The sequence below is a fragment of the Rhodococcus sp. C-2 genome (genome assembly GCF_027854095.1).
Lineage (GTDB): Bacteria > Actinomycetota > Actinomycetes > Mycobacteriales > Mycobacteriaceae > Rhodococcus_F > Rhodococcus_F qingshengii.
The window spans coordinates 21307-40223 of record NZ_JAQGFI010000006.1 but is presented as its reverse complement, the minus strand read 5'-3'; the positions used below and the strand labels follow the sequence as shown (position 1 = coordinate 40223).

Here is an 18917-nt window from a genome sequence, read left to right as displayed (position 1 = left end):
AACAGAACGGCCCCGTCTCGCAAGTGAGACGGGGCCGTGGGACGGACGCGAGGGGAATTAGTTGGAGGCGGCGATGCGGGCCTTCTCGAGAGCGGCCAGCGTGCGAAGAACCGTGGCCTTCTGCTTGTTCAGATCGCTCAGTCGTGCGCGAGCCGGCAACCCTTGTGCGAGTTCGGCGACCTTGATCTGCTCGTCGATCGAACCGAGCTGATCGAGAAGCCCTAGGACGCGCGTCTGGAGCGTGTCGATGTCCACGGTGTCGGTCTTGACCGGAGCGGCAACGCGCGTCGCTGTGCCCGTGCTGGCGGGGCGGGAAGCGCGTGCGGGTGACGTGTCGGCGACAACCGTTGCGGCGCGGGGCCGAATTGCCTTGCGAACAGCGGCCGCATCAGGAAGGACGTCCATACGGATCTCGTTCAGGACTCGGCGTGCCTCGCGTGCGTTGACGCGGTACTCGCGCTCTTCGTCGTCGTCGGACTGCAGCGTGCCGCCGAGCGGGCGCAGACCGTACATGCCGAGGAAGCGCTTGGCGTCGTCGATGATGCCTTCGTTTTCACGGCATTTTCCGCAGCGGGGTTCGTTGCGGAACATGTCCACGGAGTTGTCGTCTCCGCACCAGACACAAGATCCTGGGCGCCACCGCCGGATCGTCGGAACTGATGAATTCAGGGAATGAGATTCGGGCCGGGATTCCAGGGTTTGCGCGTCGATCACGACGAGCCACACTAGGCGAAGATTGCGGCGCGGTGAACACCGCCCCAACATCGACCTGGGTTTCTCGACGGGAGCGTGATCAAGATCATGTCAATCGTCGCATTCGGTGGTATTCGTGTGTCCCACAGGTGGTTTCATGATGACCGGGTGGTCTGTTTCTGAGAGGTTCACGAAGACGACGACGGGCGCGTACCGGTGACCGTGAAGTCACAGGTACGCGCCCGTAGTGCGGCGTGAGACTAGGCGCTGCCGTTGAACAGCGAAGTCACAGAACCGTTCTCGAAAACTTCCTTGATGGTGCGAGCGAGCAGCGGTGCGATGGACAGCACCGTCAGCGTCGGGAACTTCTTCGACTCGTCGATCGGAAGTGTGTTGGTGACAACAACTTCCTTCGCGCCACACGTCGACAGACGCTCGGCCGCAGGGTCGGAGAGGACGCCGTGGGTTGCAGCGATGACGACGTCACCTGCACCGGCCTCCTTGAGCACCTTGACCGCGCCGGCGATGGTTCCGCCGGTGTCGATCATGTCGTCGATCAGGATGCAGGTGCGACCTTCGACCTCACCGACGACGCGGTTGGACTTGACCTGGTTGGGTACCAACGGGTCGCGCGTCTTGTGAATGAATGCCAGCGGTGCTCCGCCGAGCGAGTCGGCCCACTTCTCGGCGACACGAACGCGGCCCGAGTCGGGGGACACCACCGTGATGTTCTCGAGGTTGTAGCCCGCGCGAATGTGGTTGGCCAACTGGCTGTGTGCGTGCATGTGATCGACGGGGCCGTCGAAAAAGCCCTGGATCTGATCGGTATGCAGGTCGACCGTGATTATGCGATCGGCGCCGGCGGTCTTGAGCAGGTCGGCAATCAGGCGAGCGGAGATCGGCTCGCGTCCGCGATGCTTCTTGTCCTGGCGGGCGTACGGGTAGAACGGAAGAACGGCGGTGATGCGCTTTGCCGATCCACGCTTGAGAGCGTCGATCATGATGAGCTGCTCCATCACCCACGTGTTCAGCGGTGCCGGATGACTCTGCAGGACGAACGCATCGGAGCCGCGAACCGACTCTTCGAATCGAACGAAGATCTCACCGTTCGCGAAGTCGCGCGCGGTCTGCGGGGTGACGCGGATGTCGAGTTCCTTCGCCACCTGCTCCGCCAACTCGGGATGTGCGCGACCCGAGAACAACATCAGGTTCTTCTGGTTGTCGATCCAATTCGCAGTCACTGGTTCATGCCGTCCTTTTGTACTTGCCGGTCGATCTGGTGGTGATCTGTGCTGTCTGTTGTGCAGGGCTGTCAGGTTGTTGCAGGGCCGTCAGGTTGTGCAGCTGCTGCAGCGGCATCGGCCGCGGGTGTGCCGGGACGATTCTTCTGGACCCAGCCCTCGATGTTGCGCTGCACCCCACCCGAGACGGCGAGCGCCCCGGGCGGTACGTCGTTCTTCAAGACTGTGCCCGCACCCGTGTATGCGCCGTCTCCCACGACGAGAGGGGCGACGAACATGGTGTCGGAGCCTGTTCGGACATGCGACCCCACCACAGTACGGCTCTTGTTCACCCCGTCGTAATTGACGAAGACGCTCGAAGCTCCGATATTGCTGTGATGGCCGATGGTGGCGTCGCCGACGTAGGTAAGATGCGGAATCTTCGAATGCTCGCCGATATCCGCGTTCTTGGTTTCCACGTAGGCGCCGATCTTGCTGTGTGCCCCGAGGCGGGTACCAGGCCGGAGATAGGCGAAGGGGCCCACAGTCGCGTCCGCGCCGACAACGGAGTCGGTCCCGTGCGAGCGGACGACTACTGCGCGCTCACCGACGGTCACGTTGTCCAAGGTGGTATCCGGGCCGATCACGGCGTCTTCGCCCACCGAGGTCGTGCCGGTCAACTGAACTCCGGGCAGGAGCGTCACGTCCTGTGCGATGTGCACGTCGCAATCTATCCATGTGCTCGCAGGATCGACGACGGTGACGCCGGCACGCATCCACTTCTCGAGGATCCGACGGTTCATCTCGCGGGCGAGAGTCGAGAGCTGCACGCGATCGTTGGCGCCCGCGACGAGAACCGAATCCGCGATGTGCTGAGCACGAACACGCTTGCCCGCGCGACGGGCGATCATGATCACATCGGTGAGATAGAACTCGTGTTGTGCGTTGTTGGAGTCGAGGGACGCCAGCGCGTCGCGCAGAGTTTCGAAGTCGAAGGCGTAGACCCCTGAATTGACCTCGGTGATCGAGCGCTGCGAATCGGTGGCTTCCTTCTCCTCGACTATGGCGTTCACCTCGCCGTCCGTCGTACGAAGGATTCGCCCGTAGCCGGTGGGGTCGACGGCCGTCGACGTCAACACCGTCACCGCGGCCGCGGGAGCAGCCGTGTGCTGGGCGAGGAGGTCTGCGATGGTCTTTCCGTCGAGCAGAGGCACGTCGGCGGCTGTGACGAGTACGGTCCCGGAGAAGTCGGCCGGCAACCCCTCGAGCCCACAACTGACAGCGTGCCCGGTGCCCTTCTGCTCGTCCTGAACAGCGACGGTGACGGAACGGTCCAGTTCCCCGGCGACTGCGTTCACGGCTTCGGTGACACGCTCACGATCGTGACCGACGACGGTCACCAGGTGCGTGGGATTCAGTGAGGTTGCCGCGTGAAGCGAATGTGCCAGCATGCTGCGTCCGGCGAGAGTGTGGAGGACCTTGGGAGTCTTCGACTTCATTCGTGTACCGGCACCCGCTGCGAGAACGATCACGGCGGTCTGCACTGGTTTGAGCTCCCTCTGTCGATCAAACTGTCGATCAAGACATACATTCCGCTCGGGAAAGCATGTTGTTCACCAGCTCCGCCGCCAGGACTCGAACCTGAACTATCTGAACCAAAATCAGAGGTGCTGCCATTACACCACGGCGGATTGCCACGCATTGCCGAGCCTTGCGGCCGAACGCGCGAAAGAATAATCGCATGCCGACCCGCCGTAGGTCGAACCGCTCCTCCGATCGGGCCCCTGAAGTCCCGATAGGCTGAGCGTCCACAGCAGTAATTTGTGTGTCGGCGAGAGGAAGACAATGGCGACGGTGTCCGGTTCGGGTGGCGGGGATCCAGTTCCCGAACGAGTGACACGGATCCGGATGACCGGTACCCAACGTCGGCAACAGCTGATCGAGATCGGGCGGGCATTGTTCGCCGAACGGGGATACGAAGCGACCTCGATCGAGGAGATCGCCCAGCGCGCGAACGTGTCCAAGCCTGTCGTGTACGAGCACTTCGGCGGCAAGGAGGGGCTGTACGCCGTCGTAGTGGACCGGGAGATGTCGCGACTCCTCGAGATGATCACGTCTTCGCTCTCACAAAATCGCTCGAGAGTTCGAGTCGAGCGGGTTGCGTTGGCTTTGCTCACCTACGTGGAAGAGCACACCGACGGATTTCGGATACTCGTGCGCGATTCGTCCGTTGTCGCGCCCAGTGGGACATATTCGAGCCTCCTCAACGACGCGATCAGTCAGGTGGGCTACCTGTTGGCGGGGGACTTCTCCAGACGCGGTTTCGACCCCGGACTAGCAACGATGTACGCACAGGCGCTTGTCGGCATGGTGTCCACTACGGCTACTTGGTGGCTCGACGAACGGACTCCGTCGAAGGAAGTTGTCGCCGCTCACCTCGTGAATTTGTGTTGGAATGGGCTGACGAATCTGGAAGCCGATCCACAATTGGAGGGTTAACCAGGCGCGCCTGCCGCGCAGAGATGGATCGCGGTCTAAGCTGTGTTCGCTGTATCACGATCGTTTGATGGGCAAATGTCTCATTTGTTTGCAGGGTGGGTTGAATGCCGAACCGTGCCATCCATTTTGACGCTGTGAACGGGTAAGACCAAGAATTCGTTCGATGTGTGGTGATTGGAGGCCGGATCGATGGTGAGGCAAGAGCGGGCAGAAGCCACCCGTGATTCGGTGCTGCGCGGAGCAGCGGGTGTGTTCTTGCGCCTGGGCTATGCCAATGCCAGCTTGAGCGAGATCATCGCCGAGTCGCAGGTGACGAAAGGCGCCCTGTACTTCCATTTCGGGTCCAAGGAAGAACTCGCGCGGGCGGTGATAGACGAGGGTTCGGCACGTTTCGACGCAAAATGTGAGCTCTGGTTGGACCGTCGAACTCCCGCACTCGAGTCACTGATCGGTATTTCGTCGGTCATCGTCGACATCGGTGCGCATGACGCCATGGTTAGAGCGACGTTCCGCTTGTTGGTCGAGATCGGGGACTACCGGGGCTCCGGGCCGGCGACTCTGGACGTGTGGCTCGACATTTACCGTGAACTTGCCAGCCGTGCCGCCGACGAGGGTGATCTGCGTTCGGACGCGGATTCTGCTGACATTGCTCGTTTCCTGTTGGAAGTTGCGTCGGGAGTTCGGCTGATGGCAGCCGCGACCGGGACCGTTCGTGAGCTTTCGGACTCCATGAAGGCATCGTGGAATCTGATACTTCCGATCGTGGTCCCGGAATCGAAAGTGGAGTACTTCAGGCAATTCGCGGCCCGTCGCCTTGCCAGTGATCACTGAAATCACTGGCTCTCCGCACTGCTCCTTTGGTCAATTTGCTGCAAATGTCCTGGTAGGGACATTGTTCTCTTTGTTCTGCATTCGAAACAAACTGAGAGTATGTTTATAGTGTTGATGGGAATCTGGAAGTCCGATCTTGCCGTCAATCTTCGGATTGCGGTATGTTCTATCGGTAGCTGAAGAATTGCTGAGAATGAAGGTTTGTCAGGGCAGGGTGACGGCGTCGGCGCACCGGGCAGCATAGGGGGCTGCCCGGCGTGTACGACCCCAGATGGGGAGTCGACAGATGGGTGACACTGCGCCGACGCCGATGCTCGACATCGGCCCGCGGATCGGCTGTGACGTAGTGAACGTCGTGGATGTCACTCGAAGTATAGAACTCTTCGGGCGGAGGTATCTCGATCGGACCTTCACCCCGCACGAATTGCAGACGTGCGCCGGGCCGGCGCGGGATCAACGATTGGCTGCACGTTTCGCCGCCAAAGAGGCTGTGGTGAAGGTACTGCGGCCTGGTGACGTTCCCGTTCCTTGGAGTTCCATCGAAATCACTCGGGCCGAGTGGGGTGGCTGTGGGGTGACACTGTCCGGTAATGCCGCGGAACTCGCGCGGGCCCAGGATCTGCACGATTTTCAAGTATCTATCTCGCACGAAGCGGACGTGGCCATCGCAATGGTGATCGCAACACGCTCGGGCGCTCGCATCGAAAAGAAGGACGACATCGCTGATGATTGATCAGGCAATTCGGAAAGTGCTCGTCGAGCACGGTCGGCTGGCAGTCGACGTGAGCACGATCGACGGAGAGGCCGATCTTTACGAGTTGGGTTTGACGTCGCACGCGAGCGTGAATGTCATGTTGGCGCTGGAGGATTCGTTCGACATCGAGTTCCCTGACGAGTTGTTGCGGAAGAGTACTTTCGCAAGCGTCAAGGCGATCGAGGGTGCGTTGACGGAGTTGGGTGCTGCATGAACGCTCCGCAATCGCAGTGCTCCACCGGAACGGCCCTCGAGCGGGCCGCACGGTTGGCCGACGAAGTTGCAGCGGTGTGGGCCGACGAAGTCGATGCAGAAGCAAGGTTTCCGCGTGAAGCTGTCGACGCCATGCGAAGCGAACGGCTGCTGTCCGTAGCTGTGCCGAGGGAACTAGGCGGCGAAGGGCTCTCGCTGCAGGAAGTGTCGCAGATCGCCCGTGTGATCGGAACACGCTGTGCAGCAAGCGGAATGATTTTCGCGATGCATCAGACGCAGATATACTCGTTGGTCAAGCACGGCAACACCGAAGCACTACGCGAGTTTGTCGAAGAAACGGTCGACAAGCAATTGCTGTTGGCATCGGCAACCACTGAGCTGGGAATCGGTGGTGACGTCAGCCGGAGTTACTGCGCGGTGGAAGACTTGGGCGGTCACCTGCTGTTGATCAAGAACGCGCCTGTCATTTCGTACGGTGAACACTCCGACGCGATAGTCGTGACGGCTCGGCGAACACCGGAGAGTCAGCCGAACGATCAGGTTCTCGTGGTGTGTCGTACCCCAGACCTGACGCTCGAACGCACCACCGAGTGGAACACACTGGGGCTGAGGGGAACTTGCAGTCTCGGTTACATCCTTCGGGCCACCTCGACGCCGGAGATGGTCGCCGACGTACCGTATTCCGATATCTCCACCCACACGATGCTTCCGGTCTCGCACGTCGTCTGGAGTTCGGTGTGGTTGGGAATTGCCGACGCTGCAGTCGAGAAGGCGCGCAAGTACGTGCGTGCCGCCGCCCGCAAGCAGCCCGGGGTCACTTCCCCCGGAGCGCTGCGGCTCGCCGAAGTTGCCGCTTCGGCACAACAATTCGCCGATCTCGTCGGCGCCTCTGCACGCAGGTACGACCGCGCAGTCCACGCGGAGGAAGGCGTTGCCGATTTCGAGGCGACGGGAGCGGTGGGATTTTCGCTCGCAATGAACAACCTGAAAGTCACAGCGTCGACAGCGGTGGTGGAAATCGTGGGGCAGACAATGTTGATCTGTGGAATCTCGGGATATCGCGAGGACACCGAATTTTCGCTCGGTCGGCACCTTCGTGACGCGCACGGCGCAGCGGTGATGGTGAACAACGATCGAATCATGGCAGGTTCAGCGCACATGGCTATCGGATACCGGGGAACGCTATGACGAACGAGACTGTGACGACCGAGACTGTGACAGGCGAGACCGATCTGGATCGGGCCCGGGCTGCATTTCAACGTGAACTGCTCGTCGAACGACTTCTCGTCGAGACGGAGGTGCCGGGACTCTACGGGCGTTCCGGCGTGTTCGAGGACATCGTCGACGGTATCGACCGAGTGGTGATTGCAGCGGGGCCAGGCGACGCCGCGACTCGGCTGCGGTTCCCGCCGGTGTTCCCGCGGAGCAGTTTCGAGCGCACCGACTACATCGCTTCGTTTCCCAACCTCACCGGCGCCATCAACACCTTCGCCGGTTCCAATCGCGATCACGCGCGACTGCTGGCCGATCGCGCCGAGGGACAATCGTGGGACCGCCACCTCGAGCCGACCGAGACCATGCTCGTGTCCGCAGCGTGCCATCCTGCCTATGCGCGGTACACCGGAGTTCTGCCCGAAGGCGGCGTGCTGCTGGACATCTACGGTTTTTGCTTCCGGCACGAACCGGCCATCGATCCGGCTCGCATGCAAGCGTTTCGGATGCACGAGTTCGTGACGATCGGTGACGCCGCGGCAGCGCGAGCGCATCGCGAGCACTGGATCGAGCGGGGGCTCGAGGTGCTCGGCCGGCTCGAACTCGACGCTACCCCGGTGATCGCCAATGATCCTTTCTTCGGGCGCGCCGGAAAGATGCTTGCAGCCAACCAGCGTGAAGAGAATCTCAAGACGGAACTGACAGTTCGGCTCTACGGAGATCTCGACGAGGGCACGGCGATCGTGTCCTCGAACAACCATCTCGACCATTTCGGTGTCAACTTCGACATCCGAACGGCGGAGGGGGAGGTGGCACACAGCTCGTGCGTCGGCTTCGGGATGGAGCGAATCGCGTTGTCCTTGTTGCGGACTCATGGTCTTGACGTGGCTGCATGGCCAACCTCCGTTCGTGAACGAATGGGCATCTGATGTCACGGCTCATCGACATTTCACCTGATCGCTACCGGCCCCATTCGTTGCACCAGGACGACCGCGTGTGGGCGCAGACCAACTGCTACACGGATCTGTGGATCGAAGTGTTGCATTCGCTGGGGTTGGACCCCGTCCCGGCATTGGCATGTGCCTTCTCGTCGCGGTTCGACGGGACTCAGTGGACGTTCCTCAAGCTCAAGGCCGAGGACATCTACGCGCTGTACGGAATCGAAGTCGCCGAGATGAACGTCTGGCGGGCACCGCTGATCCATGTCGAGGACAACCTCGCGGTTGGGATGCTGTCGACGGTTGAAGTGGACGGATACTGGCTTCCCGACACTCTTGGAACGAGCTATCACGAGGGGCACACCAAGACCACGATCGTGCCCAATCGGATCGATCGCGTTGCCGGCGAGCTCGAGTACTTTCACAACAGCGGGTACTACTTGCTGCGAGGCGACGATTTCTCCGGCGTCTTCGATCTCGATCGTTCCTCACTTCCTTCGTTCGTGCCCTATGTCGAACAGATCAGGTTGAATCCGGTTCACGCGACCAACGCCGGAAACATCGCCGAAGTGGCTCGGCGGAATGTAGCGGTTCGAGCGGTGGGTAATCCCGTGCGAGAGCTGGGACGCAAGGTGATCGAAGACCTCGAATGGGTGCAGGGGGCGGGTATGGATGCCTTTCACCTCTGGTCCTTCGGGCTACTTCGTCAGTGCGGGGCCAGCGCGGAGCTGGCTGCCGACGCCAGCGAGTTCTTGGACACTGCAGGTTTCTCCGGGACAGGCGAAGCTGCGCCAGATTTCCGCAAAGTGGCATCCGGTGCCAAGAGCGTGCAGTTTCAGATGGCGCGTGCCTCCAGGGGTCGCGCGGTGGACCCGCGTGAGCAACTCGACGAGATGGCCGTGTCGTGGAAGAGGGCGATGGAAATCGTTGCCGACACAGTCGGCGTCGACTCGCATCGACACCTGAGGATGGTCTGACAGTGCCTCGTTCGTCAGCAGACCTGCTGGCCGGCGCGATATGGCGATGCGCTGCAACCGAACCCGGATCCATATCTGACCCGGATGCCCTCGAAGCCGTGACCGAGTGGGTCGCAGCGTCCGTGCCTGGAACAGTCGTCGGTGCGTTACGTGTGGCGCAAACGGACGCCGGACGCACAAAGTCCGTTTCGTCGTCGTCTGTTTCAGAATCATCCGTTTCATCGTCGGACTGGTGGTTCGTGACTACCGTGGCCACGACTGGTGAGGGGTCGTGGCTGCTCCAGTTCGACGGTATGACGGCGTTTGCGGATGTCTGGATCGGCGGTGTCCGTGTCGCGTCCACTGAATCCATGTTCGCACCTGGGGAAGTGAGCATTCCGGCCGGAGTCGGCGCTGGTAAACGTGTCCAGGTGGCTGTTCATTTTCATTCTCTCTCCGCGATTTTGAGATCGAGGCGTCCTCGAGGACGTTGGCGCTCGTCGATGGTCCGTGAGCAGGGCCTTCGGTGGATCCGAACCACGATGCTCGGTATGGCTCCCGTGTTCAGTGGTGTGCCGGTACCGGTGGGTCCGTGGCGGGGTATCCGCTTGTTGGACAAGGGGATTGCCGCCGTAGTCTCTGCTGTCAAGCATGCGAGTGTTGACGGCACAACCGGTCGCGTTGCCGTCAGTGCTCGGCTCACCGGATTGCCGGCCTCGCTGGAGTACGTGACCGTGCGTGTCGGCGAACACTCGCGGCAATTGGCTGTATCCGCCGGACCGGATGGATTTCTCGAGGTGTCCGGCGTCGTCGAAGTGCCGGAAGCGAAGTTGTGGTGGCCGCACACTCATGGCACCCCGCGCACTTATCCGGTGACGATGGAAGCGGTCGGAGTCTCCGAGCATCTCGGTTCAGTTGGCTTCCGGACGGTGGAGGTCGACAGATCCGATGGTGGGTTCCGTTTGTATGTCAACGGCATCCGGGTGTACTGCCGTGGTTCGGTGTGGGTGCCGACCGACCCGATCTCGCTTCAAGGCGACGCCGGCACCACTCGCGTCTTGGAACGCCTGGCAGAGGCCGGCCTGAACATGATTCGAATCCCGGGGACGATGGTCTACGAGAGCGACCACTTCTGGGAGGAATGCGCGCGACTGGGCATTCTCGTGTGGCAGGACATGATGTTGGCGACGCTCGATCCGCCCGACACCGACGAATTCTTCGAACTCGTTGCCTCCGAGGTCACCGAGTTCTTGCACAGAGTGCGCGGAAATCCCGCTTTGGCAGTCTTCTGCGGCGGCAGCGAGACCGAACAGCAGCCGACCATGCTGGGCTTGGTCGATCAACACATCCCGCTCATTCATTCGAGACTGCCGGAGTTGATCTCGACGGTGGCACCCGAACTCGAGTACGTGACGTCGTCCCCCTCGGCGCCTCGCGGGGGCGAGCAATTGGCAACGCATGTCGGAAGCGGGGTCGCTCACTACTTCGGGGTGGGTGCCTATCGTCGTCCACTGGCCGACGTACTCAGCGCGCGAGTACGTTTTGCGACCGAATCATTGGCATTTTCGATTCCACCGTCGAATGCCGTGATCGAGAACGAATTCGGTTCACTCGCCGTCGCGGGGCACCACCCGGCATGGAAAGCCGCGGTGCCTAGGGACAACGGATCGTCGTGGGATTTCGAGGATGTTCGGGACCACTACGTCCACGCGCTTTTCGGCGAAGACGCTCGTGAAGTCCGGTGGTCCGACCCGGAACGCTATCTCGACCTGGGGCGAGCAGCTGTATGTGAGGCGTTCGCATCGACGCTCGGATACTGGCGTCGCCCGGACTCTCGGTGCGACGGCGCCTTGACACTCGCACTGCGAGACATGGAGCCCGGACCGGGATGGGGGGTCCTCGATTGGAGCGGCAGCCCCAAAGCTCCGTGGTTCGTGCTCCGTAGGAGCGCCAAACCGATCGCGCTCCTCGTCACGGACGACGGTATGGACGGATTGAGGCTCGACGCGATCAACGAGACCGCCGAACCTGTCGTCGGCGAGATCAGGTTTCGAGCGCACAGTCGGTCAGGTGTCGTCCCGGTCGACGTCGCGCTACCGGTCAAGGTGGAAGCGCATTCAAGTCTGACCTGGTCCGTGGACAGCCTTGTCGGCCGTTTCACCGACCTCACTCACGTGTTTCGGTTCGGGGCGCGGACATACGACGCCGTCACCGTCACACTCGAAGACGAAGACGGCGAGATGGTGGACGAAGTGGTCCACCTCCTGGGTGGCTCGGCGCGGCCTCGCGAGCGATCGGTCGGACTTGTTGCCACAGCGCGCAACGTCGGTGACGAAGAGTGGGTAGTCGACGTCTCGACGGATGCTTCCGCCCAATACGTTGCCCTCGAACTGCAGGGCTTCGAGCCCGAAGACTCCTGGTTCCACCTCGCGCCGAACGGTCGCAGGACTGTACGCCTACGGAGAACCGGTCAGGCGACGAAGGTGATCGGTCGCGTTCGGGCGCTCAACTCGCACGTGAGTGTGGCCGTGGCGCCGCCGATCACTCCGGTCACACAATCCTCGCCGTCCAAGCGGACGTCGAAGAAGACGAGTGCTACGGGAAACTGAACGGATCGGACTGCGCTGCGAGATCGCACACCGATAGAATCGAACCGGCGCACAACTCTGCCTCGGTGGGGATATTGCGCTCGGGCTGTGCGTCCGCAACCCGTCATCACTGTTCAGGAGCGCGTTCGTTGACTTCCTTGTCCTCTGCCCAGACTGCGCTCGCTGGACTCGCCGAGGTCGCCCTCGCAGATGCCGCGTTCACTCCGGTGATCGAATCCATCGGCTCGGCCGCCTTGGACATCGTGGCTCCGAAGCCGGCTCGACCGTTCATCGCCGCTGCACTCGCCGCTCGCACGCCGGTGCTGCTGGTGACGGCCACCGGTCGTGAAGCCGACGATCTCACTTCGGAACTCACCGAGATGCTCGGTGGAGGCGTGGCGCAGTTCCCGTCGTGGGAAACATTGCCGCACGAGCGACTGTCGCCGAGCGCGGATACCGTTGGGCGACGGGTGGAGGTACTGCGCAGACTCGCCAGACCAGACGACGCCTCGTACGGATCGCCACTTCGGGTGATCGTCACCACGGTGCGCTCTCTCGTTCAGCCGATGGCGCCAGGCCTGGGCGAGATAGAACCGATCACGTTGCGCGTCGGCACCGAGATCGATTTCGATTCCGTTCTGGTTCGTCTGGTGGAGATGGCGTACAGCCGCGTCGACATGGTGGGAAAGCGTGGTGAGTTCGCGGTCCGTGGTGGCATTCTCGACCTGTTCTCGCCGACGGCGGATCATCCGGTCCGTATCGAATTCTGGGGTGACGAGGTATCGGAGCTTCGCTACTTCTCAGTTGCCGATCAGCGTTCGCTAGCGGACGTCGACGTCGATTCCGTGATCGCGCCGCCGTGTCGTGAACTGATTTTGACAGCTGATGTTCGTGATCGAGCTGCCGCACTCGCTGCTGAGAACCAGGCTGACGCGTCGTTGGTCGAGATGCTGGACAAGATCTCGGCAGGTATCCCCGTCGAGGGGATGGAAGCTCTGCTCCCGGTTCTCAAACCCGGTGAACTGCAGCTACTTTCCGATGTACTTCCTGAAGGGGCGCACATTCTTCTGTGTGATCCGGAAAAGGTGCGCACCCGCGCCACCGACCTGGTGCGCACCGGCCAGGAATTCTTGGAAGCATCGTGGACGGCGGCGTCGATCGGCGGCGCTGCACCGCTCGACACGTCGATCCTCAACGGCGGAGGAGTCGATCTCGGTGCCTCCGCGTACCGGTCGCTTCGTCATGTTCGCGAATCTGCCGAAGCTGCCGGCCGACCCTGGTGGACAGTCAGCCCGCTGGCGTCGGGAAACGGTGAAGAACTCGAACTCCCGGTGCATGCGGCACCGCAGGTGCGCGGTTCCGACGACCTGTTGGCCGAGCTGTTCGTCAGCCTTCGGGCGCACGTGAGCACGGGCGGTCGCGCGGCGATCGTGGTGGCAGGTGCCGGAACCGCAAGCCGCGTCGTGGAGCGACTCGGTGAAGCCGAAGTGCCCGCCAAGATGCTCGATGCCGGCGCTACCCCCGCCCGTGGACAGGTCGCGGTGCTCCGCGGATCACTGCATGACGGACTGGTACTCGCCGGCGACGACTCGACGCCTGGGATGGTGATCGTCACCGAGTCCGATCTGACCGGCAACCGCGTTGCTGCGGTCGGCGACGGAAAGCGCTTGCCGGCCAAGCGCCGCAATCAGGTTGATCCCCTCGCGCTGTCGGCAGGGGACATGGTCGTGCATGATCAGCACGGTATCGGCCGGTTCGTCGAAATGGTCGAACGCACCATCGGTGGGGCGCGTCGTGAATACCTGGTCATCGAATACGCGCCGAGCAAGCGCGGTCACCCGGGCGATCGTCTGTTCGTCCCGATGGAATCGCTCGATCAACTCTCCCGATACGTCGGTGGGGAGTTGCCGGCGCTGAGCAAGCTCGGTGGATCCGACTGGGCAAACACCAAGCGTAAGGCCCGCAAGGCAGTTCGTGAGATCGCGGGCGAGCTGGTTCAGCTCTACGCAGCGCGTCAGGCTGCTCCCGGGCATGCGTTCGGCCCGGACACACCGTGGCAGAAGGAACTCGAAGACGCATTCGCGTTCACCGAGACGATCGACCAGTTGACCGTTATCAGTGAGGTCAAGGCCGACATGGAGAAGCCGGTTCCGATGGACCGGGTGGTCATCGGTGACGTCGGGTACGGCAAGACGGAGATCGCCGTCCGCGCCGCGTTCAAGGCAGTGCAGGACGGCAAGCAAGTGGCGGTGCTGGTGCCGACGACTCTGCTTGCACAGCAACATCTTCAGACCTTCACCGAACGAATGTCGTCGTTCCCGGTGAAGGTGCGAGGGCTGTCCCGGTTCACCGACGCCAAGGACTCGAAGGAAATCATCGCCGGCATGGCGGAAGGTGAGATCGACATCGTCGTCGGTACTCACAGGTTGCTGCAGACCGGTATTCGCTGGAAGGACCTCGGGCTTGTGATCGTCGACGAGGAACAGCGATTCGGAGTCGAGCACAAGGAACACATCAAGGCGCTACGCACCCACGTCGACGTCCTGACGATGTCGGCTACCCCGATTCCTCGTACTCTCGAGATGAGCATGGCCGGGATCCGTGAAATGTCCACGATCCTCACACCGCCGGAAGAACGTCATCCTATCCTCACGTACGTCGGCGCGTATGCGGACAAGCAGGTTGCCGCGGCCATCCGGCGTGAACTTCTGCGCGACGGTCAGGTCTTCTACGTTCACAACCGTGTCAGCTCGATCGACAAGGCAGCCAAGAAGATCCGCGAACTCGTCCCGGAGGCTCGCGTCGTCGTCGCGCACGGTCAGATGAACGAGGACACTCTCGAAAAGACTGTGCAAGGATTCTGGGAACGCGACTTCGACGTGTTGGTCTGTACCACGATCATCGAAACCGGTCTGGACATCTCGAACGCGAACACACTGATCGTCGAACGCGCGGATTCGCTGGGCCTCTCGCAGTTGCATCAGCTTCGCGGACGCGTCGGGCGTAGTCGTGAACGTGGATACGCCTATTTCCTGTACCCGGCCGAAAAGCCTTTGACGGAAACGGCATACGACCGACTGGCAACGATTTCGCAGAATTCGGACCTCGGCGCGGGTATGGCCGTCGCGATGAAGGACCTCGAAATCCGTGGAGCCGGAAATGTTCTGGGCGCAGAGCAGTCCGGCCACGTCGCGGGGGTCGGGTTCGATCTGTACGTCAGGCTGGTCGGTGAGGCGGTCGAAGCCTTCCGGGCTGCAGCCGACGGCAAACCGATCACAATGGACGAGGGCACGAAGGAAGTCCGGATCGACCTACCGGTGGACGCGCACATCCCGCCCGACTACGTCACCAGTGACAGGCTCAGGTTGGAGGGGTACCGCAAGCTCGCTGCGGCAACTGATTCCGACGGCATCGCTGCCGTAGTCGAAGAACTGGTCGATCGCTACGGCCCACTGCCCGAAGAGGTTCGACGGCTGATCTCGGTGGCCAAGCTTCGACTGCTCTGCCGCGAGTATCAACTGGAGGAAGTCGCCGTCACCGGAACTCAGCTCAAGATCTCGCCTATGTCACTGCCCGATTCCAAACAGATCAGGCTCAAGAGGATCTATCCGAGCGCGCAGTACCGGGCAACGACCGGGCTCGTGCAACTCCCGCTGCCTCGCACCGGCGGAGTCGGCTCGGATCGCCTGCGGGACGTCGAATTGCTCCAGTACATCGCGGACTTCATCCTGGCGATTGACGGGCGCGCCGCCGGTGCCGTCCTGGTCGAGGCGTGAGCACACGGTGAACGAATCGCCCGTCGTCGTACTGCTCGATCCTTTGCGGCCGCATGTCTTTCCGCTGGAGGCGCTCCCGTTCCTGTCCGGCGCGATCGATATCGACCCGGACGTCCCCGACTCGGTACGCGGCGCACTGCCGGCCACGACACCCGGCGCCGCGGTGACTGTGATGATGGACACCGCCGAGCCGAAGATCGCGGCGTTGTCTGCCGCTGGGGTAAAGATGATTCGCGCCGAACCCATTCACGGCGATCGACTGGTGGAAGCGGCGTCGATCATGGACCGGTTGTGGAATCGCGGCGGTTGGGAGTCGACCCAGACGCACGAGAGCCTCTCCGTTTACCTCGTCGAGGAGACCTACGAGGTACTCGACGCGATTCGAAGCGACGACGAGAGCGATCTTCGGGAGGAACTCGGAGACCTGTTGCTTCAGGTGTTGTTCCACTCGCGGATCGCTCAAGCACACGGTGTTTTCGAATTGGACGACGTGGCCGGTGCATTGATCGCGAAACTCGTGCACCGCAGCCCGCACCTGGTCAGTTCCGGGGCGGTCGACATCGCTGAGCAAGAGCGGGCGTGGGACGCTTTGAAGGCTGCCGAGAAGGCTCGCGCGTCATCCATGGACGGCATCGCTCGGTCGCAGCCGCCGTTGCTCCTCGCCGAAAAAGTACTGAGCAGGGCCGCCAAAGCTGGTGTGATCGAAAGCGCCGATGAAGCTGATCTGGAAGCTCTGATCGAGCAGTGCCGACGCGCCGACACTGCACTCCTGGGCGCCCTGGACATGCTGATCGCCGACATTCGGATTCGTGAGGGAAGACGTCTCGAAGACGTGGAGGATTAGCCCACTTTGACGTAATTGCCCGGTAATCACCTGGCAATCGGAAAATAGCTTGGGCTTGGTGAGTGCAGTTGAAACAAACCTAAGGTATGTTTACGTACGAAATGAGCAACACTGGGTCGTTTTCTTGCATGAATTGGCCTTTGATCGGCGGTTATGTAGGGGGGTCCGATGACGGTTCATTTCTGCACTGCGAGCAGCGAGGTACGGCAACCGGCGGGGTGTTGCCGTACCTGGACGCTCGCGGTGGCTACCGATCAGCGATCCCCCAAGCCGTTCGATCCGCTGACGCCGTTCGTATGACAAGAAAGACTGATGGCAAATGAGCGTTCATGCTGAGGTGGAGAGCCGGTCGGCGGTATCGCAGGATTCCGCTCATGTCGGAACAGACTGGCGCCGGGCATACCGGAAGCGGATCGCAGTGAGCGATTCGATCACGGTCCTGTTCGTGATCGCACTCGCTCAGATCGGCAGTATGTGGCCGCATCCCATCGAGTGGCTGACACCACTTAAAGTGATCGCGTCTGCAGCGTTGGGCGGACTGTGGATGATCGCCCTCGCACGGGGGCGTAGCCGTCATCAGGCGATGCTGGGCGAGGGCAGTGACGAGTACGAGAAGGTACTGCTCGCTACCGGCCAGGTCTTCGGAGTAGGCGCATTGGCCGGGATCATTCTGGGCGTGGGAATTGCGCGAAGCTACCTCATGATCGCACTGCCCGTCGGACTCGCTGCGCTGCTTCTCGGACGCTACCTCTGGCGACGCGACATTCGAAAGAAGCGTGCGATCGGGGATTGCCGTAACTCGGTGCTGTTGGTTGGTGGACATGCGTCCGTCGTTGCTACTACGCGTGCCTTCGTGCGGGAATCCTCGGCAGGCTACGACGTTGTGGGAGCGTGCATTCCGCGTCGGGCGACCGCGTTGGACGATCACATCGTTGTCGACGGAGCAGCAGTCCCGGTAATGGGCAACGAGTTCGAGGTAGTCGAGGCGATGCGCGCAAGTGGCGCAGACACCGTCATCGTAACCGGGACCGAAGACCTCGGACAGGTGGGCATTCGCAAACTGATGTGGGACCTCGAAGCCGAGGGCGTCGACATGGTGGTTTCACCGGTCGTGGCCGATGTGTCGAAGGCTCGCTTGATGTTTCGCCCTGCGGCGGGACTCCCGTTGATTCACGTTGCGCGGCCGCGCTACCAGGGCGCGAACCGGCTTGCGCCCGCTGTTTTCGACGCGGTGTTCTCGATGCTGATGATCCTCCTCGTGGCGCCGGTCATGCTCGCCGCTGCCGCTGCAGTCAAGTTCACGTCCAAAGGCCCGGTGTTCTACAAGGCGGAACGCATCGGCCTCAACGGGAAACCGTTCCCCATGTTCAAGTTTCGTACCATGGTGGAAGGCGCCGATCAGCAGGTTGTCGATCTGATGGGGGACAACGAAGGCGCCGGGGGTGTGTTGTTCAAGATGCGTGAGGATCCACGAATCACGTCCGTCGGCAAGATCCTTCGTCGATTGAGTATCGACGAGCTACCGCAGTTCTTCAACGTCATTCGCGGAGAGATGAGCGTTGTCGGCCCGCGGCCGCCATTGCGTCGCGAGGTCGAGATGTACGACGACGAGGTTGCCCGGCGCCTGCTGGTCAAGCCTGGCATCACCGGTCTCTGGCAGGTAAGTGGTCGCAGTGATCTCTCGTGGGAAGAATCTGTTCGACTGGACTCTTCCTACGTGGAGAATTGGTCTATCCTGCAAAATCTTTCGATCATTACTCGTACCGTCTCAGCGGTCGCGAAAAGCGACGGAGCGTACTGACTACGCGGTTGGTGCCGGCGCGGATATCCGCGCCGGGCACCCTCCTGTCAGCTGTCGAGCTCAACAATGCGAGAACAGATTCTTGACGTAGCCGGCAGTTTGGTAAACGTAGTTGAATGCCCACGTCCCGATCGAGAGTTCCGGACGGCTTGCGACCATGACCAGTTCTCCTTGATAACACTGCGAAATGATGTGCCGCGCCCGCGAGATATGAGGAACGAACGTCACGACGATGACAGTCTTCCATCCGTTGGCATTAGCCATTCTCTCGATTTCGAACCCCTCGCCCTCGGTGGTGGACGGTGACGGGACGAAACAGTCGACAGGGAAGTCGAACGTACCCTCGCAGATCGACCGCATCTTCTTGTCGTTGTCGCCGTAAGGATTCGAGAAGATCAGGCGTGGTGCGTAACCGTCTTTCATCAGTTGGATTCCGACCTCCTCGCGTCCGTCGTGTGCTCCGCCGAGGACAACGATAGCGTCAGCACTTCGTGGTGCATCGATCTTGGGTGAGACGAAGACGGGCCAACCCGTTGCCGCACCAAGGGCGAGGAGTGATAGAGGTATGCCCGCAATCTTCAAGGCCGATTTG

General features: G+C 61.6%; 15 protein-coding genes and 1 tRNA gene. 11 read left to right on the top strand and 5 right to left on the bottom strand.

Annotated elements, in window-relative coordinates; all coding sequences use genetic code 11:
* Positions 1–57: 57 nt before the first annotated feature.
* The 4 genes from PCS43_RS14020 to PCS43_RS14005 form a co-directional block, all read right to left on the bottom strand.
* Positions 58–714: a hypothetical protein gene (locus PCS43_RS14020; RefSeq protein WP_030536285.1), complete on the bottom strand. Its 657-nt coding sequence runs from the start codon at positions 712–714 to the stop codon at positions 58–60.
* Between the two features lie 239 nt (positions 715–953).
* Complete coding sequence (locus tag PCS43_RS14015; RefSeq protein ID WP_003946284.1) at positions 954–1934, bottom strand: ribose-phosphate diphosphokinase; 981 nt, start codon at positions 1932–1934, stop codon at positions 954–956.
* 71 nt (positions 1935–2005) lie between these two features.
* Positions 2006–3457 carry a bifunctional UDP-N-acetylglucosamine diphosphorylase/glucosamine-1-phosphate N-acetyltransferase GlmU gene (glmU, locus tag PCS43_RS14010; RefSeq protein ID WP_007728886.1) on the bottom strand — a complete coding sequence of 484 codons (1452 nt, stop codon included), beginning with the start codon at positions 3455–3457 and terminating at the stop codon, positions 2006–2008.
* Between the two features lie 76 nt (positions 3458–3533).
* Positions 3534–3604 (bottom strand) — tRNA-Gln (locus PCS43_RS14005).
* A 154-nt stretch (positions 3605–3758) separates the two neighbouring features.
* Between PCS43_RS14005 and PCS43_RS14000 the strand changes: the two genes are divergently transcribed.
* The 11 genes from PCS43_RS14000 to PCS43_RS13950 all read left to right on the top strand — a co-directional run bounded on the left by PCS43_RS14000 (position 3759) and on the right by PCS43_RS13950 (position 18325).
* Positions 3759–4412 carry a TetR/AcrR family transcriptional regulator gene (locus tag PCS43_RS14000; RefSeq protein WP_003946303.1) on the top strand — a complete coding sequence of 218 codons (654 nt, stop codon included), beginning with the start codon at positions 3759–3761 and terminating at the stop codon, positions 4410–4412.
* 189 nt (positions 4413–4601) lie between these two features.
* Entirely contained in the window at positions 4602–5243 is a 642-nt protein-coding gene (locus PCS43_RS13995; protein ID WP_003946317.1) for a ScbR family autoregulator-binding transcription factor, read from the top strand.
* A 286-nt stretch (positions 5244–5529) separates the two neighbouring features.
* Positions 5530–5976: a holo-ACP synthase gene (locus PCS43_RS13990; RefSeq protein WP_003946314.1), complete on the top strand. Its 447-nt coding sequence runs from the start codon at positions 5530–5532 to the stop codon at positions 5974–5976.
* Complete coding sequence (locus tag PCS43_RS13985; protein ID WP_003946296.1) at positions 5969–6211, top strand: acyl carrier protein; 243 nt, start codon at positions 5969–5971, stop codon at positions 6209–6211. The genes PCS43_RS13990 and PCS43_RS13985 overlap by 8 nt, the downstream gene beginning before the upstream one ends.
* Positions 6208–7398, top strand: coding sequence for an acyl-CoA dehydrogenase family protein (locus tag PCS43_RS13980; RefSeq protein WP_042448906.1), 1191 nt, complete (start codon positions 6208–6210; stop codon positions 7396–7398). Before PCS43_RS13985 ends, PCS43_RS13980 begins: the two co-directional genes overlap by 4 nt.
* Positions 7395–8351, top strand: a complete 957-nt coding sequence (locus PCS43_RS13975; RefSeq protein ID WP_209909536.1) for an amino acid--[acyl-carrier-protein] ligase — start codon at positions 7395–7397, stop codon at positions 8349–8351. The genes PCS43_RS13980 and PCS43_RS13975 overlap by 4 nt, the downstream gene beginning before the upstream one ends.
* Positions 8351–9337 (top strand): DUF1839 family protein, encoded by a 987-nt coding sequence (locus tag PCS43_RS13970; RefSeq protein ID WP_209909533.1) that lies wholly within the window; start codon positions 8351–8353, stop codon positions 9335–9337. Before PCS43_RS13975 ends, PCS43_RS13970 begins: the two co-directional genes overlap by 1 nt.
* Before the next feature lie 2 nt (positions 9338–9339).
* Positions 9340–11925 (top strand): glycosyl hydrolase 2 galactose-binding domain-containing protein, encoded by a 2586-nt coding sequence (locus PCS43_RS13965; protein WP_193595085.1) that lies wholly within the window; start codon positions 9340–9342, stop codon positions 11923–11925.
* A gap of 128 nt (positions 11926–12053) precedes the next feature.
* A complete protein-coding gene (gene mfd / locus PCS43_RS13960) occupies positions 12054–15680 on the top strand; it encodes a transcription-repair coupling factor (protein ID WP_030536282.1) in 3627 nt (1208 codons plus the stop codon).
* Between the two features lie 7 nt (positions 15681–15687).
* Positions 15688–16524, top strand: a complete 837-nt coding sequence (locus PCS43_RS13955) for a MazG family protein (protein ID WP_030536281.1) — start codon at positions 15688–15690, stop codon at positions 16522–16524.
* 319 nt (positions 16525–16843) lie between these two features.
* Positions 16844–18325 carry a sugar transferase gene (locus PCS43_RS13950; RefSeq protein WP_054826093.1) on the top strand — a complete coding sequence of 494 codons (1482 nt, stop codon included), beginning with the start codon at positions 16844–16846 and terminating at the stop codon, positions 18323–18325.
* Between the two features lie 60 nt (positions 18326–18385).
* On the opposite strand, the gene PCS43_RS13945 is transcribed toward PCS43_RS13950, so the two are convergent.
* Positions 18386–18907 (bottom strand): YdcF family protein, encoded by a 522-nt coding sequence (locus PCS43_RS13945; RefSeq protein ID WP_233272324.1) that lies wholly within the window; start codon positions 18905–18907, stop codon positions 18386–18388.
* Positions 18908–18917 lie beyond the last annotated feature (10 nt).